The following is a 21,206-nucleotide window of genomic DNA, read 5'->3' on the forward strand; positions in this document are numbered from 1 at the left end:
ACGTCGGAGCTCTCTGCATTTTGGGCAACCAACCCCGAGCTCACTTCGGCCGCCGCATCGACGCTTGCGCGCCCCGTCCGTCCGTTCCCATCCCCAGCCGCCTTTGGCCGAGATTAATCGAACGCAAATAGCGATCGGTGGCTGTGGACGTGTTCAGGTCAAGAAAATCAAAGACATCGGCGGGAGCATCGAGATCAAGCCCAATCCTTGCATTGCGGCACACGATAGGCTGAATGCCGAGCCTATCGGCTGCGGCGATGTGGCGGGCGAAGCTATCGGGGCCGAAACACGGCTGCAAGGCTCGCGCTACGGTGAATGCAACCGCGTTGGTGCCGCCATCGCGCGGCGCCGGCACGATCACGGCGTTGCCTTGCGCGGCTTGGAGGAGCGTCGAAACGTCCTCGCTCAAGATAGCCGGCACATCGCTCGGCAGAACAAGGATGAGTTCGTCCCCACGATTTTCGACCGCGGCGAGCCCGGCTGCCACTGCCGCATTGGTTCCGTCCGCACCGCCGTCACCAATCACGACAGTCCCCAGACGAGCCGCCTCTTGAGCGACATCCTCAGCATTTGTTACCACAGCGATATGATTTAGTTTTATCACGCCACATGCCGCGCTCAGAACATCGCACAGCATAGACCGGGCCAACAGGGCGCGCTCGGATGCCGTCAGCAATGGGGAGAGCCGCTGCTTCGCGCACGAGAACGATTTTGCCGGGATGACTACCCATGCATCACGTGTCGTCATGATGCGCCTCCCTTTGAAGGGGCCCTGCCCCGCCGCTCGTGCGTTGCGCGAAGGTTTTCGCCGAAGGCAAGCGCATGCTCTGCGAGCATGAACTTCGACTGCATGTCTGTCATGAGCGTAGGCGCCGGGTGTACATCGACCCCCAGGTCGCCTGCCCCTGCCGAATCGGCAATATCTATGATCAGGCCATCGAGCAGCCCCGCATAATGCCTGGAAATCTCTGCATTTGACGGCTCAAGGCCGAGTTCGTCCATGATCTTGCGCGTCGGTCCTTTGATTGCCTGACCGCCGATAATCGGGGAAATGGCCACAACGGGAACGCTGGTCGCGCGCAGTTTTTCAGCCATCCCTGGAACAGCCAGGATTGGATCGATGCTGAGATAAGGATTGGAAGGACATAGGATGATGAGGCGGAGATCCTCGGCATCGAATGACGCAAGCACCTCCTCGCTCAGGCGAGCGTTTTGCGCCCCGCTGAACCGGATCTGCTTGACAACCGGTTCGCAGCGACGCTCGACGAAATAGCGCTGGAATTCGAGCTCGCCTTCCGTGGTGTCGAGGATGGTCGAAAGTCTGTCATTGGTGACGGGCAGCACAGCTGAAGCGATCCCGAGCCGTCGTGCAATGTCGCTGGCAATCGCTGTGAGACTTTCTCCCCTTAAGCGGCGGCGGGTCCGCTCGATATGCATCGCCATATCGCGATCCCCGAGCAAGAACCAGGTCTCGCCGCCGATCTGCTTCAAGGCCTCCATGAAGTTCCAGGTCTCATCGGATCGGCCCCAGCCGCGCTCGGGATCGCTGAGACCGGCGAGCGTATAAAGGACTGTATCGAGGTCCGGCGAGATATGGAGTCCGAGATGCTCGAAATCGTCGGCCACATTGATGACCACGGTCAATCGTTCTCCGAGAACGTGCTGTAATCCAACAGCGAGCTTTGCTCCTCCGACGCCCCCGCAGAGCGCCACAACACGCCCTTTTCCCGGCAAATGTGACCGCCCGTTCATCTGAACATATCCCGTTCTTTCGCACGCACGAGCGCGGACGCCGAATTGATAGGCGCACGAGAGGAGAATCCACGAACATGGATTACTGGTTGGCCTTCGGCCGCCTGTCCCATCAAGAGCGAGGCGGCGGCCGCCAGCTCATCCGCGACCGCGATCTCTGTTACCTGCATGGGCCGGCCGAACAGATCGGGCTTGCCGATCATGCTCTGAAGGGCAGGAATTCCAGCACTTCCAAGCGCCACACCTACGACGCCGTTGCGCCATGGACGGCCGAAGCTATCGTTTATGATGACGCCGACATCGACCCCGAATTGTCGATCGAGGCCGCGCTTGAGGTGCCGGCAACTGTCATCCGGATCTTCAGGCAGCAACAACACGCGATGGCCGCGATCCTGCTCGATATTGGATTCATCTATGCCGGCGTTCGCCATCACGAAGCCGAGGCGGTGAACAACGATGATCACATTCTGTCTTGCGCGAAGGACCTCGGTGGATTCTGAGAGTACCACCTCGATGTGCCGGGGATCTTTGCCGACCGTTTTTGCAAGCTCCACAGCGCGGTCGGAAGGCCTCACATCATCGAGATAGACGTACCTGTTTTCCGCCTTCGACACGATCTTTTGTGCGACGACAAAAATATCGCCAGATGCCACGGCGATCTCTCCGGTCTTCGCGCCATCCGCGATGACACCAACCAGATCGTCGCCAGGCCCCACCAGAGGGATCCCGGGAAGGGCGCTGTATGTGATGCTCCTCGTCATCGCGACTTTTTCCTCCTTCGCCGCTGCCCACACGTCTTGTTGTTTCTGGCGCGGGGCATCTCTCCTCGAATACGATCTCTACGCGCCGTACCCGAAATCAGTTCTGTATCCTATCTGCTTCTCCCTTAAGCAGACCCTGGCACACCTCCTGGATAAGTCTTCGACGTTCGCATCCTTCAAGCGTGCTGACGCGCGTTTCCGTGCTATCTCTTGCCCTTATTCCGAACTCCGCTTCGCAACGGAGAGGCTAGCCATGAAGCGCCGCCGGAGAAATTGACCGCTTTATGACAGTGCGCATTGCGAAACTCGATTGCAGTCTTGCCACCCCCGGCAGGCGTGACAGGTGCTGCTTATGAATGCGTTCGTAGTCCTCCATGTCGCGCGCCAGTACCGAAAGCCGATAATCGTCCGTACCGGACATCAGATGGCAGGCGATCACGTCGGGGCATTTCTGAATTTCGGCTTCGAAAGCCCTGAGCGCGCCCTCGCTTTGGCGGTCAAGCGTGATGTGGACGATCACGGTGAGGGGAAAGCCAAGCGAGTTTGCATCGATCTCGGCCGAGTAGCCTTTGATGATCCCGGCTTTCTCCATTTGCAGCACGCGCCTTGCGCAAGACGTTGCCGAGAGGCCGACCCGTTCGGCCAACGCCAGCTGGCTTATGCGGGCATCCCGAATGAGTTCGCTTAGGATTTTGCGGTCTAGAGGATCGAGGGCTGTGAGCATCGTTGCGAACGCCCGTGTGGTTTTCCATTCAGGTCAGGCCGGAAATCGTGATGCCGGCACCCTTCACCTTGTATTTGCGGTTGATCGCGATCAGGACGGAGGTGAGGGCCTCGGCTGCAGCGGAGTTCGCGAGCGCACCGCCATCGATCCCGCGATTGCTCACCGCATCCGCCAGCAACATCACCTCCTTGCGGGCCTCAGGATCATCGCTGAACACCAGAACGTCGCAGTCCGCCTTTCCTCCGGCATGGAGCTTCTGTGAGCCGACATTGTGAAACGCTCCGACCACCCGCGAACTCGGATCAAGCTGCGATTGGGCGATCAGCGCAGCCGACCCGGCGCTCGGGAGTTGAACAACAGAGACCTTCGGCGGCACGAGCGGCACGACCGCGGTGACAACAATCTTGCCCTTGGCCGCGTCCTTGATCTCGGCCAGGCTTGTCTCATAACTGGAGAATGGCACCGCAACGACAACAATATCGCTCTTCGCCGCGGCGGCAGCGTTGGCCTCGCCAGTCACATTGGCGAACCCGTCGGATTTTAAGAGCGCGACTGCATCCTGAGCGCGCTCAATCGAGCGCGATCCAAGAATGACGGAATATCCGGCGCGACTCCAGCTGCGGGCAAGGCCGGATCCGAGATCTCCAGTGCCGCCGACGATCGACAAAGTCGGAAGGGGCGCGTTCGACATTTGGCTTACACTCCTTTGCTTGCGGCATGACGCCTTGACAGTGAAACTCTGCTTCGCTCGAGCGTGCTTGACCGTATTCACACCAGGCCGAACACTCAATAGATCAGTCGCACCGCTCCTTCACGTGAACGAATTAGTTCAAAGACGGCTCGATCGCGGGTCAACACTTCTGGGTCCGTCGCCGAACAAAGAAGTTCATACTAGCCGCCTTCAAGATAGGGAAAGAAATTGAGCTCGGCTCCGTCTTTGACTTCAGCTGACAACGGCACGACCATGTCACCAATCGAGGCCAGCCAGACATCATGCTCGGCGCTCAACGAGCCGATCACGTTGAGAATCGTCGCTCCCTCGGGGAGGTCAAGCTGAATGGATCCAACCCCGCCGGGCAAGAACCGACGGAGATTTCCATGCATATTGACCTCGACGCGGATCATGAGTGCGGGGCTCGCATTGTGGCGGCAATCTTTTCAGCGGTCATCGGCAGCGAGTTCGGCCAGCAGCCAGTCGCCGCCGCGATCGCATTGCCGATTGCAGCCGGTGGTTCGATGCATGGTGGCTCTCCAACGCCCTTGGCACCGTAAGGACCGGCAGCGGATCGGCATTCGACGATAATGCTCTCGATCTCCGGGACATCCATCGCCGTCGGCATCTTGTAATCTGTCAGGTTCGCATTCATGACGCGACCGTCCTGATAGACGATCTCTTCCGACAGGGCCTGGCCTATACCTTGCGCCACGCCACCCTCGATCTGTCCCTCAATATAGGTCGGATTGATCGCATATCCGACGTCCTGGGCCACGACATAGCGATTGATCGTCACTTTGCCCGTGGCTTGATCGACCGAAAGGTCGACGGCGTGGGCATGGTAGCTCGGCGTATTCCAGACCGGGAGCGGATGGTTCTTGACGCGTGTCGGATCGTAGGCTGGTGCCGGTGAAATGGCTGTGCCATGCGCAATGAGCCCGCCACCGGCAAGACGCGAGATGCGTGCCAGCTCCGCAATCGAAATCGACTTGTTGCCGACGACCACGTGCTTGTCCTGCAGCTTCATATCCTCAATCGGTGCTTCCAGCTGCTTGGCCGCGAGTTCGAACATCTGACGCCGCAGCTCTTTAGCTGCCGCAACGCACGCATTGCCCACAGAAAAGGTCGTACGGCTGCCTTGAGCGCCGTAGTCGAACGGCGCGGCCTGAGTGTCCACCCCGGTGACGTTGATGTCCGTCAAGTCCAGAGACAGCTCCTCGGCGAGCACTTGAGCGGCTCCCGTGATCGCGCCGGTGCCGATTTCAACGGCGCCGCTGACGAGCGTCGCACTCCCATCGGGATTGATCTTGACATAGACACCAGACGAGCCACCCGTCGTCATCCACCAGCTGCAGGCGATGCCCTTGCCCCGTCCTGGCTCGGGATTACGATCTTGCCAGCCGATCGCATCGGCTGCCTTGCGCAGACATTCCTCGATGCTCACAGAGGTGTGCGTCTCGCCCGAAGGGCCTGGATCCCCCTCCTTGACGATGTTGCGCAGGCGCATTTCGAGAGGATCCAGGCCGAGATCCTTTGCGATCATGTCGATCTGGCTTTCCATCGCGAAATTCGCCATCGGTCCCGCCGGAGCACGGAAGGAGCCAGAATGGACCTTGTTCGTGTAGACAGCGATGCTTTCGAACGCGAGCGCTCCTGTCTTGTACGGACCTGCCATGACCTGAAGTGCGATAGCAGCCGTGCCTGGACCTGAGCCGGCATAAGCGCCACAATCCACGATGACCCGACCGCTTCGGGCAAGAAGATGCCCATCCTTGTCAACGGCAGTTTTGAGCAGAACCACGGAAGCCTGACGCGGAAGCGCGGCTATAAGCTCCTCTTCGCTCGTCGACATCACTTTGACCGGGCGGGCAGTCTTGCGCGCCAGGAGAGCTGCGAAGTGCTCGACACCGATCCTCAGCTTGCCACCGAAGCCACCACCAATTCCCGGCACGGTGACGCGCACCCGCGCGGCCGGCAAATCGAGGATTTCGGCCAATGTCGTTTGCGTGTCGAACGGCAATTGGGTGTTGCACCAGACCGTCACTATCCCGTTCGCATCCCAATCCGCGGTCGCAACGCGCGGCTCGGTGTATCCTGGATGCTGAAGCGAGGTCGTGAACCGATGCTCATAGACCTTATGAGCCTTTGCGAAGGCTCCTTCGACATCGCCGACGTGAATACGGGCGTGACCTGCGATGTTGTCCTTGCGCGAAATGATCGGGAGCGCCTTGTAGGTTTCCCAATCAGGATGGATGCGGATATCGCTTGTGAGCGCCTCTTCCGGATCGTACAGTGCCGGTAGATCCTGATATTCAACCTTGATGGCTTCAATCGCGCGCTCGGCGATCTCGCATGACGTGGCAGCGACCGCGGCGATCGCATGTCCCATGAACAGGACGCGATCGGTTGCAAATACGGTCGTGTCGCGCACCGCCGTTCCATAGCGGACCTGCGGGATGTCAGCGGCGGTGATGATGCCACGCACGCCTGCGATCGCAGCCGCGCGCGAGATGTCGATGTTCTTGATCAGAGCGTGCGCGCGAGCACTGCGCAGGATCTTGCCGTAGAGCATACCGGGCAGCTTGAAATCCGCAGCGTAAACGTGCTTTCCGGTAACCTTGCCGACGCCATCCCGCCGGGGCAGGCGGTGACCGGCAACGCGATGGGTTTGAGCGTTCATTGCTTGGCTCCCGAAAGTGCGATGCGCTCTGCCGCGGTTTCCACGGCATCGATGATCTTGCGATAGCCGGTACAGCGGCAAAGGGTACCTGCGATAGCTTCCCTGATCTCGTCGCGCGAGGGGCGGCAGCCCGGATTTTCGTCCAGGAATGACTTTGCCGTCAGGATCATGCCCGGGATGCAGTAGCCGCACTGAACGGCGCCGCATTCGATGAATGCTTCCTGAAGGGGATGCAGATGCTCGGGATCGCCGATCCCCTCGATCGTGGTGATCGAGCATCCCTCAGCTTGCCCCGCGAGCAGGATGCAGGAATTGACGGCCCTTCCATCGAGCAGCACCGTGCAGACCCCGCACTCTGCTTCCAGGCAGTTCTCCTTGGTGCCCATCATGCCGATCCCGTTGCGCAGGACCTGTAGCAGCGTCCAATGAGGCTCAATGAGCAGCTGATGGCTCTCGCCATTGACAACGATATTGAGAATTTTCCGGTTCATTGATCCTGTTCCCGAATTCGTTGCAAACATGTCCCGAGCGCGCGCTCGACCATGACCGCGACAAGACCGCGGCGGTAGCCGGCCGACGCGCGAACATCAGAAATGGGACTGGAAGCCTCTGCCGCGATCCTGCCCGCCTCCACAAAGCTTTCCTTTCCGGCAGATCTGCCGATGAGATAACTCTCCGCCTGTTCGGGCCGGAACGCCTTTGGGCTTGCGGCTCCGATTGCCAGGCGCACTGAAGCGCAACGCGAGGTGGAGGCATCCAGCGTCAAGCAAGCTGCAACACAAACCACCGATATCTCCATGGCCCGCCGGCGCCCTTCTTTCAGGAAGGCGGTTGCGGATCCGGCCGGAAGCTTGGCAAATCGGATGCTGGTCACGATCTCGGCGGGCAAGAGATCAGTCTTTCCCGGGCCGACGATGAAGTCGCGCAAGGGGACGGAGCGCCGTCCATTGGGACCTGTCATGTCGAGGCTTGCATCGAGCGCGAGCAGTGGCGGCACAAAGTCGGCGGCAGGAGAAGCATTGACGATGTTGCCGCCGATGGTTGCGATGTTTCGTACTTGATGGCCACCGACGACGCTGGCAGCTTCGACCAACGCTCGCAGATTACCCCGAAACGCAGAATGCGTTTCGATCGTGCGGTACCTCGTTAACGCGCCAAGGGTGAATGCTTCGGTAGTCTCGGTGATTTCGCTCATTCCGGCCAGGCAGGCGACATCGATCAGATGTACGGGATCGATCTTCTTCCGATTGATCTGGATAACCGTATCGGTCCCGCCGGCGACATAGCGCGCGGTCGGCGCAAAGCGTTGAGCAAGGTCGATAGCTTCAGTGACCGTGGCCGGCCGATGGAGATCAAAGCTCATGGCTTGCTCCCTTCCAGCGCCTGGGCGGCAGGCCACACCTCGGAGCCCATCTTGGCGATCGTATCCTCGATCGTACCTCCTTCGGGAGCGAAGGGCATGATGATAATCCCGTCGACGCCGGCCTGGCGCAGTTCGATCACACGCGCGGTCACCTCCTCCACATTGCCGGCCAAAGTGAAGGCGTTGATATGGCGATCGGTCACGTATGGCAGCAGAGGAAGGTAAGGCGTCACCCCGGCGGCGTAATGGGCGCCCTGGACAGAGGCGAGCACGTCCTCCGGCAAGGTCAGCCCCTGCTCTTCGGCTGTTTCAAACTTGAGACGCCCTGCCCCGAGCAGTCTTGCAACCGTCGGCCGAAGCGCGTCACGGGCGGCCTGACCGTCTGAGGCAACACAGGCATTGAGCCGAACGATCAGCCTGACGGATTTGGGATCGCGGCCCGCCTTCCTGGCCCCATCGTCCAGTCTCGCGCGGAAGGCCTTGATTTCCGGAGCATTGCCGCCGGCCTCCATGAACGCGGCATCGGCGCAAGCGCCTGCCGTCCGTTGGCCGAGCGGACCATTGCTGGCCACATAGATTGGGATATCGGCGCGAACAGGGGTGAAATTCAGCTTGCCCTCCTTGAACCGAATGACCTCTCCCTCGTAGGTGACGGTCTCGCCGCGCAGGAGCATCCGAATGACCTCGATCGCTTCGCTGATAGCGCGCGCCGGCTTCTTCCGATCGATGCCAAGCTCAGCAAAACCGGAAATACCGGCGCCGAGGCCGAGAATTGCGCGCTTGTTGGAAATCTCGTCGAGCGTCGCAATCGCCATGGCCGTCAGCGCCGGATGTCTGGCGTAGGGATCTGTCACGCAAGGTCCGAGCCTGACCCGAGACGTATTTTGTGCAAAATATCCAAGACACGAATAGACCTCCCGATAGAACCGTTCATCGGCAAGCCAGACCGTGTCGTATCCGCTCGCTTCGGCGAGCTTCACGCGATCAAGCATCTTGGCCATTGGCGCGTTGCCGAGAATCAGCAGGTCGAGGGTCATCTTGTTGGTGTCCTGTTTGCGCTTACGTTCTTGGACTAGGCAGAGCTCAACGCGGAGCACAGATCATTCTATCTCGTCGCTGACGAAATAGATGTTCTTCGAGCGATCGAGAAACTTGCCATAGAGCTCCTCTCGCAGCGCAACACCAGCCGGTGAGGCAAGGTCCCTGTCGTGTTGCTCCAGGCTTTTGACCTCGATCCTTTCGATGTATTGCCACGTCGAGTTTTCGGCGCCCTGGATGGGGCGGCGAATGCGATGAACCTTGTAGCTCACGTAATTGTCGAGGCTCCGCACGAGAGCGTAGTCGCGCTCGCGGACCCAGGCCTCATATTCCGCTGGGTCGACCCCTTCCTTGAGCGTGCTGATCAGGAAACGGACTGGCATGTGACTTTCTCCTTGGCTGTTTGCCCAATTCGGGTTGATCGGATATTGCCGACGACTTTGACGCGCACGCGCATGGCATTTCCGGGCAGATAGGCGATCGGCGTATCCTCTGCCTCGACCAGGGCAAGCGATTCCGAATCCGCGCCGGCCTCCACTGCCCGGGAATCGGCAAGCTTGCGTGCTGAAGCAACCGCCTCGTCTCGCGTCAGCCCCTGGAACACCTGATCGACTTCACCACTGACCTGCGCAATGGCTGCGCCAACCGCATTCGCGCAGCCCCCGTGTTGAACCCGAACGACACGCCCGACGCCCTGCAATTCTTCCGGAACAAGAAACGCGCCGCCCCCGACCGCAATCAGCGTGACGTCTGAAGCGCTTGTCTTCATCCGGTCGACGTTCTCTTCCAGCATCTCCTTGCAGCGGCGCAGAACCCTCTTCACGTCATCGGCAGTGATGTGTGCCACACGCTTGCGATCGCCAAGGTCGATCAGTCCGGCGGCAACGCCGATGTCGGTCGAGGTCACGCGATTGCCGCCAAACACCAGCGCTTCCGTGGACAGGCGATACCCAACGCTGAGCGGCCCGATGGCTGCCGCTCCAAGGTCGATATGGCTGCCGCCACCAAGTCCGATGGAAACGAGGTCCGGCATGCGGAATAGGGTCCTGACGCCTCCAATATGAACGACCGTGTTGGCTTCACGGGGAAAGCCGTTCCGCAAGTAGCCAAAGTCCGCCGTCGTTCCGCCGACGTCAACCACCACCGCATCTTTGAGCCCGGAAAGATAGGCCGCACCGCGCATCGAGTTGGTCGCACCGGAGGCGAAGCTGAACACAGGGTATGCGGCGGCACGCGAGGCCTCCGCGACGGTGCCGTCGTTTTGCGTGACAAAAAGCGGCGCGTTCAGCCCGACCTTTGACTTGGCTTGCTCAAAAGCCGTGATGGTCTCCCGAGCAAGCGCAATGAGAGAGGCATTGAGAATTGCGGCGTTCTCACGTTCGAGCAATCCGATCCCGCCGAGCAAATGTGCGCAGGTCACCGACACATCGGGGATTTCTTCGCGCAGGATGGCGGCGACCGCTTCTTCGTCGGACGGATCAAGCGGAGAGAACAGTGCGTTGACCACGACGTATTTGAGGCCGAGATTGCCGATTTCGCGCGCAATTCGCTTGGCTGCCGCGATATCCAGAGGGGCGAACCTGCGCCCGTCGTAATCGTGGCCGCCTTCGATTTGAAAGACCCCGCCATTGGCGAGCTCGGCAAGCCCAGCCGGCCAGTCGGTAAAGGGCGGCAGGGAGCTCGTGGCGGGGAGTGCAACTCGGATTACTGCCACTTTCGTCAGATGACGGCGCTGAACGACCGCATTGATGAAGTGGGTCGTACCTATCATCAGCGCGTCGAGACCGCTCGCATGCTCGGCACTCAGATCGAGCGCCCCGATGGCCGCAGCCACACCACTGGTGACGTCGGCCGTGGTGGCGACCTTCACGCCTTGAACGACTTTTCCGCCGTCGATCAGCACGGCATCCGTATTGGTGCCACCTACGTCAATCCCAATGCGTCTCATGAGCAGAATACCGACTTGAAATCGATGTCATAACCAAAAGCGCGGGGGCCGACATGGTCGAGCCCGCGCGGCGAGAGGAAGACCGGAGCCGCCGGCAGCGCGATCACGGTTGTCCGCTGGCCGTAGCGAATGGTTTCCGTTCCGATCGCTTCGCCGGATTCACTGTCGAGAACGCAAATGAGGTCGGGCGTCGAGACGAGCGCCTGCCCATCGCGCCACACGACGATCCACTCGTTCTGGAAATCGATCCGGATCTGGCTGCTGTGATCATCGCCAAGCCCCTCCACGACTGTGCGGCCGCGCAGGAAGCCCTCCGTTGTCCGCCGCTCGACTTCAACGACCTTGCCGGAGAACAGGAACCTGCCGGATTCCGCTTTCAGAATGGCTGCAATCGGGTCAGCGTGCTGCCGGTTGGCCTCGGCAACCGCCCGCCCGAGATTGATGGCTTTGGATGTGGTACGGGGAATGGCCCATTTCTTCACCTCAGCACCGGTGCGCGGCGCCTTGCAGGTCGCGACGATGGACCCGAACTCGGTACAAAGCTTTCGGCTCACACGTTCCATCCATTTCCAGGAGGAGGTTTTGCCAACGATCGCCTCATTACCGCGCGGGTCTACGGAGGTCAGCGGATAGGGAGCGAGACCGCCCACCGCAAAGCTCGTCATTTGCGCCTCAGGATAGGCACGCCCCATCGCATCGGCGTCGACAACTGGAATTTTCAGGTGGACGGCAGCGAGCAAGGACTGCATGCCGTTGCCGCCACCGATTTCGACTGCCATCACCGCCCTGAACTTGCGACCAAGATGCTCCTCCATGGCCGACACGGCGCGCGCGATGAGCCTGCTGTCGACCAGACGCTCCTGGAAAACAAGCGGCGCGCCCATAATGGAGACAACCGCGATCGCATCATCATCGTCCAGCTCGTCGGGATCGATCAGATCTACGCGAACGCCTTCATTGTAGTAACTCCGCATGCTCAAGAGCGCGTGATACGGACTCCCGCCGCCACCCGTTCCGAGAATCCAGGCGCCGACGGAGAGCGCCTCGATATCCTCCGGACTCAATTGTCTCATCTATAGCCTCCGAGCCGCGTCAATTGCGGCGACAAAAAACCGGATCAAGCAGCAACCGGGCCGCCACCACCAAGGGCGCGCTGCGCACGCTGCATGAGAAACTGATCGCCGAAGCGGTGCGCGATACGCTCAGCGGCAGTCGTAAGCAGCGTGATCGCACGATTCCTCTCCTCATCGCTCATGTGCGAGGCTGGATAGGAAATACAGAAGCCCACCGTCTCGCGGATTTCTGGATCGGAGACGCTCACGGAGATTGAGCCGACCCCGGGGATCGCTTCATCGAGGGCCTCGGCCCAACCGAACCGGCGCGGCTGATCCAGCGCCGCCACCAGCTCGTCGACATTTTGAGGGGCGCGCGGCGAAGGCGGCGTGACGCCTTCAGGATGAAGGGAGCGCACCACATTATCTGGAAAGCGCGAGAGCAGACTGCGCCCAATCGCAGTCGCAAATGCAGGAGCACGCTGGCCCAGCGGCGTGAATACGCGCAAGGCATGAGACCCCTGGTGCATCCGGATGACCAGAACATCCGCACCATCAAGGATCGAGACATAACCGGTATGCCCAGTCTCCCGGGTGATCTCCTTTACGGCCTCATCGACCGCGTCGATCAAGGAGGAGTTCAGCTTGTAGAGGCGCGAAATCTCAAAAAGCAAATTTCCAACCTTGTAGCGCGGAGGATTTTCCGAGCGCGACAGGAGCCCCTCAACCAGCATCGTCTTCAGCAAACGAGATGCTGAACTTTTGGGCATACTCAATAACTGCGAGACTTCTGTCACGGAGACTTCAAGCCTGCCGGGCCCAAAAAGTCTAAGGATTTGCGCGGCATTTTCAATTGCGCCCATTTTTTGATCACCTAGTTTCGTATATTGAAACTTAGTTGACAATAGCAGGACGATGACAATAATGCAAGCCATCGCGCACCGGACGACCGGCAAATCTTTCGCGCACAGTCAGGAGGGGAATGAGATGAACAGGGACACGCGCCGTCGGGATTTCTTGAAGTTCGCCGCAACCAGCGTCGCGGCGCTCACATTCACGGGCACAGCTCGTTTAGCTGCCGCACAAGATAAGCGAACGCTGACAGTCGCCTGGGATGCCGACATCGACACGCTCGATCCGGCCTCGTTCAAGACGTCGGCCGGCTACACGGTGCAGGCAAACGTTTACGACAGTCCGCTGATGTGGAAGGTGCAGCCGGTCGAGGGAAAGCCGGGAGTGTCGCAAGCAAAGCCTGGCGAGATCGAGGGCGGCATCGCTCAGTCCTGGTCCTTCGAAAATGGCAACGCCACGCTGGTGCTGAACATCCGCAAAGGCCTGAAATTACCGAGCGGCCGCGACGTCAACGCCACGACCGTGAAGTATCTCCTCGACCGCGGGCTGCAGTCGCCGGGTTATATGCGCCTCCTGTTTCCGCGCCTTCTTGGGGTAACCAAGCCCGAGCAGTTCAAGGTGCGCGACGACTTCACGATCGAGATCAATATGCCCTCGCCAAGCCCGATGGCGCTGGACATGATGGCGCTTATGAACAACGCGCTGCTTGATCCGGATGAGGTAAAGGCGAATGCGAACGCAGACGATCCCTGGGCCGCCAACTGGTTGAAGCGAAATACGGCCGGCGTCGGGCCGTATCAACTAGTCAAGAACCAGCCGGGCGTCGAAGTCGTCCTGGAAGCGCAGGCTGATCACTGGCGTGGTCACCCCTATTTCGATCGGATCGTTCTCAAATATGTGCCGAACGAAGCCGATCGCGTGCTGCTGCTCAAGCGCAAAGCCATCGACATGGTCGTCGGCAGATCAACGCTGTCTCCGCGCAATGTGAAGAGCCTCGAGGCGGAGCCAGGTTTGAAGACAGTCTCCGTGCCGGACACCCTGTGTCACTGGCTTTGCATGAACACGCAGAAGGCTCCGCTTAACAATGTCAAAGTGAGGCAGGCCATCAACTACGCCATCCCGGTCCAGGCGATCATCCCGAGCGTGCTGTATGGTTTCGGCACCGAGATGAAGAGCCCTGTACCTAGTTTGACGCCCGGTTACGACAACACGATCAGTCCCTACAAGTACGACATCGCAAAGGCCAAGGAGTTGATGCGCGAGGCGGGCTTCGGCAAGGATCCGGTTCCGATAGACCTTGCGGTACGCGCTGGATGGCAGCCGCACGAGCAGGCCTCGATCTGGCTCCAGACCGAGCTGGAGAAGATCGGCTTCAAGGTGAACATCGTCAAGGAAACCGAAGCCACCTTCCGCCAAATCGCAACCAAAGGCGATCACCAGCTTTCGATCGAGTCCTGGCAGTCCTGGATCAACGATCCCTTCTATCACCTGTTCTTCAACTTCCACAGCACAGCGAAGGGCACGAACACCTCGTTCTATTCCAATCCAGAAGTCGACAAGCTGATCGATGAGAACATGCATGAAACCGACACCAGCAAGCGTCTGGCGGCGGCAAAACGCCTGCAGGAGATCATCATCGGCGACGCCGTTTGGGGGCACCTCTGGTACGAAAACTGGACCCGCGTCATGCGATCCGACCTCGTTGGCATTGAGAAGCGTTGGGATAGTTATGAGCGCTTTTTCAGCATGAAGCTCGCCTGAGCACGTCATCTTCGTATTAAACGGGAGAGCGCTCCAATGGGTTTCTTCAATTATGTCATGCGACGGTTTGCGCTGGCTCTGCCGACCTTGTTCGGGGTCAGCGTGATCTGCTTTACCCTCACCTACCTACTCCCGGGCAATCCGGCCATGGTCAAGGCGGGCCCGTTTGCCACGCCCGAACATCTCGCTGAAATGGAGCACCAAATGGGCCTGGATCGCCCGTTTCCAGAGCAATACTACCGCTACGTCTCGGGCATCTTCAAAGGCGATCTTGGCGAGAGTGCCTCGACGGGACGGCCGGTGTCTCAGGACTTTCTGCAGCGCCTGCCCGCCACTCTCGAGCTCAATCTGGCGAGCCTTCTCATCGCGATCGTGATCGGACTGCCTCTTGGGGTCTTGTCAGCGGTGCATCGCGACACATTGATCGACCATATCGGACGAGTGGTCGGCATCATGGGTGTCGCCATGCCGAGCTTCCTGACCGGGCTCCTGTTCGTTTACGTCTTTTTCTACATGCTCAACATGGCCCCCTCACCGCTGGGGCGCCTCGGATCCGGCATAGAACCTCCCGCACACATAACCGGACTTTATGTGATCGACTCCCTGCTTACCGGCAATTGGACCACCTTACGATCAAGTCTGCATCAGCTCATGCTGCCTGCAGCGACCCTCGGGCTCAGCGCGATCGCGCCAGTCGCACGCATGGTGCGGTCCACCATGCTTGAGATCCTCGAGTCCGACTACATCAAGGCGGCCTGGGCGGCCGGATTGCCGCGAAGAACGGTGATTTATCGGGATGCGCTGCGAAATGCGCTGATACCTGTCATCACTATTTCCGGAATCGTTTTTGGATTCTTGATGGCCGGAAATGCGGTCGTCGAAAGCGTGTTCTCATGGCCCGGCATTGGCAATTACGCGGTGACTGCATTGCTTACGAAGGACTCGGCTCCGATCCAGTCTTTCATCCTCTTCGTCGCAGTGACGTGTGTCATGGTCAATTTGGCAGTCGATATCGCGTACGGCCTCGTTGACCCCCGGATTAGGTTCAGCTGATGTCCTCATCATTCTCCTCTTCGATTTCGCAACCGGCTTCATCTCTGGTGTGGCAGCGGCTTCAGCGCAATCCTGTTTCCTTTGCGGCACTGTGCGTGATCGTGCTGATCGCGGCGGCTGCGATATTGGCGCCGATCGTGGCGCCCTACCCGCCCGATGCCACCGACCCTGCAGCTTCTTTGCAGCCGCCTTCCTGGCAGCATGCGCTTGGAACTGACGAGTTCGGCCGCGATCAACTCTCGCGAATCATTTTTGCGGCCCGGGTCGACCTGCTGGTTGCCTTTGCAGCAACGTTTGTTGCCGTTTCAATCGGAGGGTTGCTTGGAGCAGTCGTCGGATACAGCCGGGGGTGGGCTGATACGATCGCGATGCGCGTCGTCGACGCTCTGATGGCCTTCCCGGCCTTCGTACTGGCCATGGGCATCACGGCAGGGCTTGGCAATTCCACCACCAATGTCGCAATTGCCATCTCGATCACACAAATCCCGGCTTATCTGCGGCTGACCCGTGGAGAGATGCTTCGGCTCCGGGAGATGGAATATGCCGATGCTGCTCGCACGCTCGGCAATCCGACCTGGAGGATTGTGTTCATTCACCTGCTGCCGAACTGCCTTCCCCCGCTGATTGTGCAGGCGACCCTCTCGACGGGTTTTGCGCTTCTGACGATGGCCTCGCTCTCCTTCATTGGCCTTGGAATTCAGCCGCCACAGAGCGAATGGGGCGTGATGACCGCGGAAGGTGCCTCACAGATCGTCACGGGAGAATGGTGGCTGTTCCTGTTTCCTGGCCTTGCCATCATGATTTCCGTTCTCGCATTCAACCTTATCGGCGACGGACTCCGTGACTTGCTTGACCCGCGCATGAGGGGATTGAGATGACCGAGCTGCTTGAGATTTCTGATCTGACCGTCCACTTTCAGATAAACCAGGGTGCCATTGAAGCAGTCGACCACATCAACCTGACGATCCGCCGGGGCGAGGTTCTCGGGCTGGTCGGCGAGTCCGGGTCGGGAAAGTCAGTCACGTCTTTCGCCATTCTGCGCCTGATCCGTCCCCCAGGGCGCGTCGTCTCCGGAAGCGTTCACTTTGACGGAGTTGATCTGGGTACGCTCCCTGAGGAACAGATGCGGCGCATGCGCGGCGCAAAGATCGCGATGGTATCGCAGACGCCGCGAACCGCCCTCAACCCGCTTCTGACCGTTGGAAAGCAGATCTCACGCTTGCTGATGGTCCACGCCGGCTTGTCGGCACGAGAGGCGGACAAGAAAATGCTCGAGATGCTGCGCCTTGTGCGCATTCCGGCGCCGGAAAAGCGAGCCAAGCAATACCCGCATCAGCTCTCGGGAGGGATGTGCCAGCGGATCATGATCGCTATGGCTCTTGCAACCTCACCTCAGCTCCTGCTCGCGGACGAGCCAACGACCGGGCTCGACGTTTCAATCGCGGCCAAGATTCTCGATCTGCTGCGCGAATTGAGCGCGAAAACAGGTGCGGCGATCATGCTGGTCACGCACGATCTCGGCGTTGTTGCCGAGATATGCGACCGCGTTGCCGTTATGCATGCGGGCCAAGTGGTGGAATGCGCCCCCGTGCGGGAGCTGTTCCATAATCCCGCCCATCCCTATACCAAGGCGCTCGTCCGATCGATACCGAGGGTCGATCGGGACGTCGTCCTAGAGCCCATACCGGGGTCGGTTCCTTCCCTGGTCAACCCGCCGAGCGGATGCCGTTACGCAGGACGCTGTGAGTGGGTAATGGATCGCTGTCGCGCGGCACGCCCTGCGATGATCGAGGCCGCCCCCGGCCATGTTGTAGCATGTTATGGATTCGAGGAACGCCGTGGCACTTGTTGAGATACGTGATCTGCAAATGCACTTTCCGCTCGGCGGGATGGCCGGGACGCTCGCACGCCTGCGAGGTCAGGATCAGCCCGTCGTGCGGGCAGTTGACTCTGTCTCCTTCGATATAGAAGCCGGCGAGACGGTTGGATTGGTCGGCGAATCCGGCTGTGGAAAATCGACAGTCGCGCGGTGCCTGGTCCGGCTAATCGAGCCGACGGCGGGATCTGTCTGCTATGATGGCACGGACATAGCGAGGCTTGATGCGCATGCCATGAAGCCTTTGCGCCGCGACATCCAGATGGTGTTTCAGGATCCTACTGCCTCGCTCAATCCCAGACTATCGGTGAGACGGATGGTGGAGGAGGCGCTCACGCTTCATACCAAGCTTCCGGCGAAGGAGCGGCGCGACCGCATCGAGGAGCTCATGCAGGAGGTGGGGCTCGGCCGCGATCTATTGGACCGCTATCCGCACGAGCTTTCGGGCGGTCAACGCCAGCGGGTCAATATAGCCAGGGCCATTGCAACGAATCCCCGCTTCGTTGTTCTTGACGAGCCAACCTCCGCACTGGACGTATCACTACGCTCGCGGGCAATTCTTCTGTTGGAGAAGCTGCGTGAACAACTCGGGTTGTCCTACCTCTTTATTTCCCACGACCTGGCCACTGTGAAGTACCTGGCGAGCCGCGTTGCGGTGATGTATCTCGGCAGCATTGTGGAGATGTCGGGCACAAAGGATCTGTTTGCAAAGCCCTTGCATCCCTACTCGCGCGCTTTGCTGGCGGCCATTCCAGTTCCGGATCCCGACGCAAAGCGCGACGATTTCGCTTTGTCCGGGGAAATTCCAAACCCTATCGATATCGCGCCTGGATGCAAGCTGAGAGGGCGTTGTCCTTTAGCCAAGCCTGTCTGCGCGGAAAGACCGCCTTTGAAGGAGGTTGCGCCCGGCCGGTTCGTCGCCTGCCACCTGGTCTGAGACGGATGTCTTTACGTTAGAGCCGCGATACTGAGGAGCCCGTGGGACTATATCGAGCGTATCGAGGTGACTGATCGCGCGGTCTACGAAGCTGAACTCGCCCTCGCCGGCAAGGAACTGATCGACCAGCGAGAAGTATCGGGGTAAATCGAAGACGATATCGCTCTGGTCGGAACGTATCGAGCCGTAACACCCCCGGCGAAGCGTGGGCTTGGTCTGAGTGCGTCTCCTTCGGATCTTTGGGTTGTAATGCACTTACTAGTCATCCACGCGAGTTCGCTCAGGGGATGATTCACGTTGATTCGATCCCGTGGGGGATTTCATAGCTATCCAAAAGTAGAGGGCTTCCACCTCCAAGCTGCCGAACATGCCGGGCACAAAAAAAGGGCCACTCCAAGGAGCGGCCCTTAAGTGAGGGAGGAAACGTCCCATAGGGACTTCTGGGATCAGGCCGCAGCCTGTTCGATCGGGGAGAATGGCAGGCCGAGGCTCTCGGCTACAGCCTTGTAAGTAAGCCGGCCGCGATACGCATTGAGGCCTGCCCGCAGATGCGGATTCTCGAGCACCGCCGCGAAACCCTTGTTGGCGAGCGCCAGCCCGAAGGGCAGTGTGGCATTGTTCAGTGCCTGGCTCGATGTGAGCGGGACGGCTCCGGGCATATTGGCGACGCAATAGTGAATGACGCCATCCACCTCGTAAGTTGGATCGGCGTGCGTGGTCGGGCGCGATGTCTCGAAGCAGCCGCCTTGATCGATGGCGACGTCAACGATGACGGATCCCTTGCGCATTGAGCCTAGCATGCTGCGGCTCACGAGTTTCGGTGCGCTTGCACCGGGGACGAGGACCGCGCCGATGACAACGTCGGCTGCAAAGACCTCCTCTTCGAGGGCATCTATGGTCGAGAATCTGGTACGAACGCGGCTTTCGAACAGTTCATCCAGCTCGCGAAGGCGGGGGATCGAACGGTCGAGGATCGTGACCTCGGCGCCCAGGCCAGCGGCCATTCGGGCCGCATGTGTCCCAACAACGCCGCCTCCGATCACGACGATGCGGGCCGGCTGCACGCCAGGAACGCCGCCGATCAACAGCCCTCGCCCGCCGCTATAGCGCTTCAGGGCGCTGCCTGCCGCTTCGACCGCAAGCCTTCCCGCGACTTCGCTCATCGGCGCAAGCAGCGGAAGCCCGCTATGCGCATCCGTCACGGTCTCATAGGCGATAGCGGTGCATCCAGACTTGAGGAGTCCCCGCGCCTGTTCCGGGTCTGGCGCCAGATGCAGGTACGTGAAAAGGATCTGCTCCTCGCGCAGCTGAGTCCATTCAGAAGGTTGCGGCTCCTTCACCTTTACGATCATCTCGCTGGATGCGAAGACCTCACGAGCTGAGCCGACAATCGTCGCGCCGGCCTTGCGATAAGTGTCATCGCTCGCGCCAATGCCGGCACCCGCATTGGTCTCGACCAGTACATTGTGACCGGCAGCCACATATTCGCGGACGGCGCCAGGGGTCAGACCCACGCGGTATTCGTGCGTCTTGATTTCCTTAGGGACCCCGACCTTCATATGCAATCTCCTGTTTGGCCCCTCCTTTTAATCGAAAGGCCAGGTTGTTTCTCTGCAAAATCGCGAAGAATGGGCGACACAACGGCGACAATATGCGCTGACCGAGATCGTTCTGCAGAATTCCAAACAAACGCGGCCAGCCCGGCAAAGTCACACGATCCACTGCACGGGGGCGACACGATCAGTAAAAGCTCTCTCATCATTGTTGGAAGGCGTCCTGCAAGCGGACCGCTGGGCGTCCGCTCGGCTGGCGGAGGTTCCATGTATGGAGACAGCGGTCAACCTCATGCGGCTGGGTCTCGTCACTGAGAACGGTTTAACCTCGGCCGGGCTTGAGGTCTTCGTCGTCGCTTTCAAAGCGCAACGTGACGCGCCTCAGCGGGAGTTGCTGCCGTAAATCACGCAGCGTTACCAGAACGCCAAGCCGGCTGAGAGATCTATGTTCGGTTAGACGGGTCGGTGCGCTGCTGCGCCGGACCCGATGCCAAGCCAAAAGTGGTTGGCGGCTTGCAAGCCCAGCAGCATGGTGCCTGATTCGGCAAATATCGCGATCATTTTGAGCAAGCTTTCGCACGGCGACGGAAACTGTCGCGGCATTGCGCGGTGACGAAGTCGGATTAGACTTTGCTTAAGTCAGATCGGCTGCCTGCACTGGATCTGGTACTGTCTGTCAGCGCGAAGCGGTCGCTGGCCATGGAATTGCTACCATTGAACTAGACGCCTTCCGTGCCGGTAACTCTACTCAGGCGCTATAGGTGATTGAATCATCGTCCCTTCGGCCGCTGGCCGCAAACGCGCCACCTAATTGCCTCGTCGCCCATCCCGCATCCTCCGCAACGTCAAACTATTTTTCAAATCGCTCGAGATCATACTCAGAAAATAAAAGCCCTATTTTATATCACGATGCTAGCTTCCGCGCGCTGGCGATATGCCGGTCACTCTGGAGAAAGTGGATGAATACAACCGCTATCAATGAAACCGCTATCAATGACACGGTGCAGGACCTCGGGGACGCCACCGAGCTCACAAAAGGCTTTGGGGGCTCGTGGCGCGCAGAACACACGACCGGCGATTATTATTTCGTGGATGAGTCCGATTGACGCGGACCGTCTTGATGGGATGGGCTTCGGCCCAT

Annotated in this window: 22 protein-coding genes; 7 read left to right on the top strand and 15 right to left on the bottom strand. The window is 59.7% G+C overall.

The annotated features are described in order from the left end of the window. Positions 1 to 40: 40 nt before the first annotated feature. The 14 genes from cofC to I6F37_RS37440 form a co-directional block, all read right to left on the bottom strand. The gene (gene cofC, locus I6F37_RS37375) at positions 41 to 748 is read right to left on the bottom strand and encodes a 2-phospho-L-lactate guanylyltransferase (RefSeq protein WP_225131314.1); all 708 of its coding nucleotides are present in this window, start codon (positions 746 to 748) and stop codon (positions 41 to 43) included. Continuing rightward, a complete protein-coding gene (gene cofD / locus I6F37_RS37380; protein WP_225131316.1) occupies positions 745 to 1,752 on the bottom strand; it encodes a 2-phospho-L-lactate transferase in 1,008 nt (335 codons plus the stop codon). The genes cofC and cofD overlap by 4 nt, the downstream gene beginning before the upstream one ends. Beyond that, positions 1,749 to 2,513, bottom strand: coding sequence for a coenzyme F420-0:L-glutamate ligase (gene cofE, locus I6F37_RS37385; RefSeq protein WP_225131318.1), 765 nt, complete (start codon positions 2,511 to 2,513; stop codon positions 1,749 to 1,751). The genes cofD and cofE overlap by 4 nt, the downstream gene beginning before the upstream one ends. Positions 2,514 to 2,760: 247 nt before the next feature. Beyond that, complete coding sequence (locus I6F37_RS37390; RefSeq protein WP_225131321.1) at positions 2,761 to 3,237, bottom strand: Lrp/AsnC family transcriptional regulator; 477 nt, start codon at positions 3,235 to 3,237, stop codon at positions 2,761 to 2,763. Positions 3,238 to 3,265: 28 nt separating this feature from the next. Continuing rightward, on the bottom strand, positions 3,266 to 3,928 hold the full coding sequence (npdG, locus tag I6F37_RS37395; RefSeq protein WP_225131330.1) for an NADPH-dependent F420 reductase: 663 nt from the start codon (positions 3,926 to 3,928) through the stop codon (positions 3,266 to 3,268). 200 nt (positions 3,929 to 4,128) lie between these two features. Then, complete coding sequence (locus tag I6F37_RS37400) at positions 4,129 to 4,362, bottom strand: MoaD/ThiS family protein (protein WP_225131332.1); 234 nt, start codon at positions 4,360 to 4,362, stop codon at positions 4,129 to 4,131. After that, complete coding sequence (locus I6F37_RS37405; protein WP_225131334.1) at positions 4,359 to 6,632, bottom strand: xanthine dehydrogenase family protein molybdopterin-binding subunit; 2,274 nt, start codon at positions 6,630 to 6,632, stop codon at positions 4,359 to 4,361. Before I6F37_RS37405 ends, I6F37_RS37400 begins: the two co-directional genes overlap by 4 nt. Beyond that, complete coding sequence (locus I6F37_RS37410) at positions 6,629 to 7,123, bottom strand: (2Fe-2S)-binding protein (RefSeq protein ID WP_225131379.1); 495 nt, start codon at positions 7,121 to 7,123, stop codon at positions 6,629 to 6,631. Before I6F37_RS37410 ends, I6F37_RS37405 begins: the two co-directional genes overlap by 4 nt. Continuing rightward, positions 7,120 to 7,995, bottom strand: coding sequence for a xanthine dehydrogenase family protein subunit M (locus tag I6F37_RS37415; RefSeq protein ID WP_225131336.1), 876 nt, complete (start codon positions 7,993 to 7,995; stop codon positions 7,120 to 7,122). Before I6F37_RS37415 ends, I6F37_RS37410 begins: the two co-directional genes overlap by 4 nt. Continuing rightward, positions 7,992 to 9,032 carry an LLM class flavin-dependent oxidoreductase gene (locus I6F37_RS37420; protein ID WP_225131338.1) on the bottom strand — a complete coding sequence of 347 codons (1,041 nt, stop codon included), beginning with the start codon at positions 9,030 to 9,032 and terminating at the stop codon, positions 7,992 to 7,994. The genes I6F37_RS37415 and I6F37_RS37420 overlap by 4 nt, the downstream gene beginning before the upstream one ends. Positions 9,033 to 9,095: 63 nt before the next feature. Then, entirely contained in the window at positions 9,096 to 9,416 is a 321-nt protein-coding gene (locus I6F37_RS37425; RefSeq protein WP_225131341.1) for a hypothetical protein, read from the bottom strand. Beyond that, entirely contained in the window at positions 9,398 to 10,981 is a 1,584-nt protein-coding gene (locus tag I6F37_RS37430) for a hydantoinase/oxoprolinase N-terminal domain-containing protein (protein WP_225131343.1), read from the bottom strand. Before I6F37_RS37430 ends, I6F37_RS37425 begins: the two co-directional genes overlap by 19 nt. Continuing rightward, positions 10,978 to 12,054, bottom strand: a complete 1,077-nt coding sequence (locus tag I6F37_RS37435; protein WP_225131344.1) for a DUF917 domain-containing protein — start codon at positions 12,052 to 12,054, stop codon at positions 10,978 to 10,980. Before I6F37_RS37435 ends, I6F37_RS37430 begins: the two co-directional genes overlap by 4 nt. Positions 12,055 to 12,098: 44 nt before the next feature. Continuing rightward, positions 12,099 to 12,968, bottom strand: a complete 870-nt coding sequence (locus I6F37_RS37440; protein WP_225131354.1) for an IclR family transcriptional regulator — start codon at positions 12,966 to 12,968, stop codon at positions 12,099 to 12,101. Here I6F37_RS37440 and I6F37_RS37445 point away from each other — a divergent pair. From I6F37_RS37445 to I6F37_RS37465, 5 genes are read left to right on the top strand one after another with little or no spacing between them, the layout of a single operon-like run. After that, positions 12,958 to 14,646, top strand: a complete 1,689-nt coding sequence (locus I6F37_RS37445; RefSeq protein ID WP_225131356.1) for an ABC transporter substrate-binding protein — start codon at positions 12,958 to 12,960, stop codon at positions 14,644 to 14,646. The two genes, I6F37_RS37440 and I6F37_RS37445, sit on opposite strands and share 11 nt — an antisense overlap. 36 nt (positions 14,647 to 14,682) lie before the next feature. Then, positions 14,683 to 15,699: an ABC transporter permease gene (locus I6F37_RS37450; RefSeq protein WP_225131358.1), complete on the top strand. Its 1,017-nt coding sequence runs from the start codon at positions 14,683 to 14,685 to the stop codon at positions 15,697 to 15,699. After that, positions 15,699 to 16,577, top strand: coding sequence for an ABC transporter permease (locus I6F37_RS37455; protein ID WP_225131360.1), 879 nt, complete (start codon positions 15,699 to 15,701; stop codon positions 16,575 to 16,577). The genes I6F37_RS37450 and I6F37_RS37455 overlap by 1 nt, the downstream gene beginning before the upstream one ends. After that, complete coding sequence (locus I6F37_RS37460; protein WP_225131362.1) at positions 16,574 to 17,551, top strand: ABC transporter ATP-binding protein; 978 nt, start codon at positions 16,574 to 16,576, stop codon at positions 17,549 to 17,551. The genes I6F37_RS37455 and I6F37_RS37460 overlap by 4 nt, the downstream gene beginning before the upstream one ends. Beyond that, on the top strand, positions 17,538 to 18,512 hold the full coding sequence (locus I6F37_RS37465; RefSeq protein ID WP_225131364.1) for an ABC transporter ATP-binding protein: 975 nt from the start codon (positions 17,538 to 17,540) through the stop codon (positions 18,510 to 18,512). The genes I6F37_RS37460 and I6F37_RS37465 overlap by 14 nt, the downstream gene beginning before the upstream one ends. Before the next feature lie 446 nt (positions 18,513 to 18,958). On the opposite strand, the gene ald is transcribed toward I6F37_RS37465, so the two are convergent. Beyond that, positions 18,959 to 20,071, bottom strand: coding sequence for an alanine dehydrogenase (ald, locus tag I6F37_RS37470; RefSeq protein WP_225131366.1), 1,113 nt, complete (start codon positions 20,069 to 20,071; stop codon positions 18,959 to 18,961). A 265-nt stretch (positions 20,072 to 20,336) separates the two neighbouring features. Between ald and I6F37_RS45695 the strand changes: the two genes are divergently transcribed. Then, on the top strand, positions 20,337 to 20,468 hold the full coding sequence (locus I6F37_RS45695; protein WP_275945364.1) for a hypothetical protein: 132 nt from the start codon (positions 20,337 to 20,339) through the stop codon (positions 20,466 to 20,468). Positions 20,469 to 21,024: 556 nt separating this feature from the next. Continuing rightward, complete coding sequence (locus tag I6F37_RS37475; protein WP_225131368.1) at positions 21,025 to 21,171, top strand: hypothetical protein; 147 nt, start codon at positions 21,025 to 21,027, stop codon at positions 21,169 to 21,171. The last annotated feature ends 35 nt before the right edge of the window (positions 21,172 to 21,206 follow it).

This window comes from Bradyrhizobium sp. NBAIM08 (assembly GCF_020193935.1).
Classification (GTDB): Bacteria; Pseudomonadota; Alphaproteobacteria; order Rhizobiales; family Xanthobacteraceae; genus Bradyrhizobium; species Bradyrhizobium yuanmingense.

Excerpts from the sequence above, each read along its gene's own strand:
- cofC (WP_225131314.1), bottom strand. The coding sequence starts at position 748 with ATGACGACACGTGATGCATGGGTAGTCATCCCGGCAAAATCGTTCTCG.
- cofD (WP_225131316.1), bottom strand. The coding sequence starts at position 1,752 with ATGAACGGGCGGTCACATTTGCCGGGAAAAGGGCGTGTTGTGGCGCTC.
- cofE (WP_225131318.1), bottom strand. The coding sequence starts at position 2,513 with ATGACGAGGAGCATCACATACAGCGCCCTTCCCGGGATCCCTCTGGTG.
- I6F37_RS37390 (WP_225131321.1), bottom strand. The coding sequence starts at position 3,237 with ATGCTCACAGCCCTCGATCCTCTAGACCGCAAAATCCTAAGCGAACTC.
- npdG (WP_225131330.1), bottom strand. The coding sequence starts at position 3,928 with ATGTCGAACGCGCCCCTTCCGACTTTGTCGATCGTCGGCGGCACTGGA.
- I6F37_RS37400 (WP_225131332.1), bottom strand. The coding sequence starts at position 4,362 with ATGATCCGCGTCGAGGTCAATATGCATGGAAATCTCCGTCGGTTCTTG.
- I6F37_RS37405 (WP_225131334.1), bottom strand. The coding sequence starts at position 6,632 with ATGAACGCTCAAACCCATCGCGTTGCCGGTCACCGCCTGCCCCGGCGG.
- I6F37_RS37410 (WP_225131379.1), bottom strand. The coding sequence starts at position 7,123 with ATGAACCGGAAAATTCTCAATATCGTTGTCAATGGCGAGAGCCATCAG.
- I6F37_RS37415 (WP_225131336.1), bottom strand. The coding sequence starts at position 7,995 with ATGAGCTTTGATCTCCATCGGCCGGCCACGGTCACTGAAGCTATCGAC.
- I6F37_RS37420 (WP_225131338.1), bottom strand. The coding sequence starts at position 9,032 with ATGACCCTCGACCTGCTGATTCTCGGCAACGCGCCAATGGCCAAGATG.
- I6F37_RS37425 (WP_225131341.1), bottom strand. The coding sequence starts at position 9,416 with ATGCCAGTCCGTTTCCTGATCAGCACGCTCAAGGAAGGGGTCGACCCA.
- I6F37_RS37430 (WP_225131343.1), bottom strand. The coding sequence starts at position 10,981 with ATGAGACGCATTGGGATTGACGTAGGTGGCACCAATACGGATGCCGTG.
- I6F37_RS37435 (WP_225131344.1), bottom strand. The coding sequence starts at position 12,054 with ATGAGACAATTGAGTCCGGAGGATATCGAGGCGCTCTCCGTCGGCGCC.
- I6F37_RS37445 (WP_225131356.1), top strand. The coding sequence starts at position 12,958 with ATGCAAGCCATCGCGCACCGGACGACCGGCAAATCTTTCGCGCACAGT.
- I6F37_RS37440 (WP_225131354.1), bottom strand. The coding sequence starts at position 12,968 with ATGGCTTGCATTATTGTCATCGTCCTGCTATTGTCAACTAAGTTTCAA.
- I6F37_RS37450 (WP_225131358.1), top strand. The coding sequence starts at position 14,683 with ATGGGTTTCTTCAATTATGTCATGCGACGGTTTGCGCTGGCTCTGCCG.
- I6F37_RS37455 (WP_225131360.1), top strand. The coding sequence starts at position 15,699 with ATGTCCTCATCATTCTCCTCTTCGATTTCGCAACCGGCTTCATCTCTG.
- I6F37_RS37460 (WP_225131362.1), top strand. The coding sequence starts at position 16,574 with ATGACCGAGCTGCTTGAGATTTCTGATCTGACCGTCCACTTTCAGATA.
- ald (WP_225131366.1), bottom strand. The coding sequence starts at position 20,071 with ATGAAGGTCGGGGTCCCTAAGGAAATCAAGACGCACGAATACCGCGTG.
- I6F37_RS45695 (WP_275945364.1), top strand. The coding sequence starts at position 20,337 with ATGGAGACAGCGGTCAACCTCATGCGGCTGGGTCTCGTCACTGAGAAC.
- I6F37_RS37475 (WP_225131368.1), top strand. The coding sequence starts at position 21,025 with ATGAATACAACCGCTATCAATGAAACCGCTATCAATGACACGGTGCAG.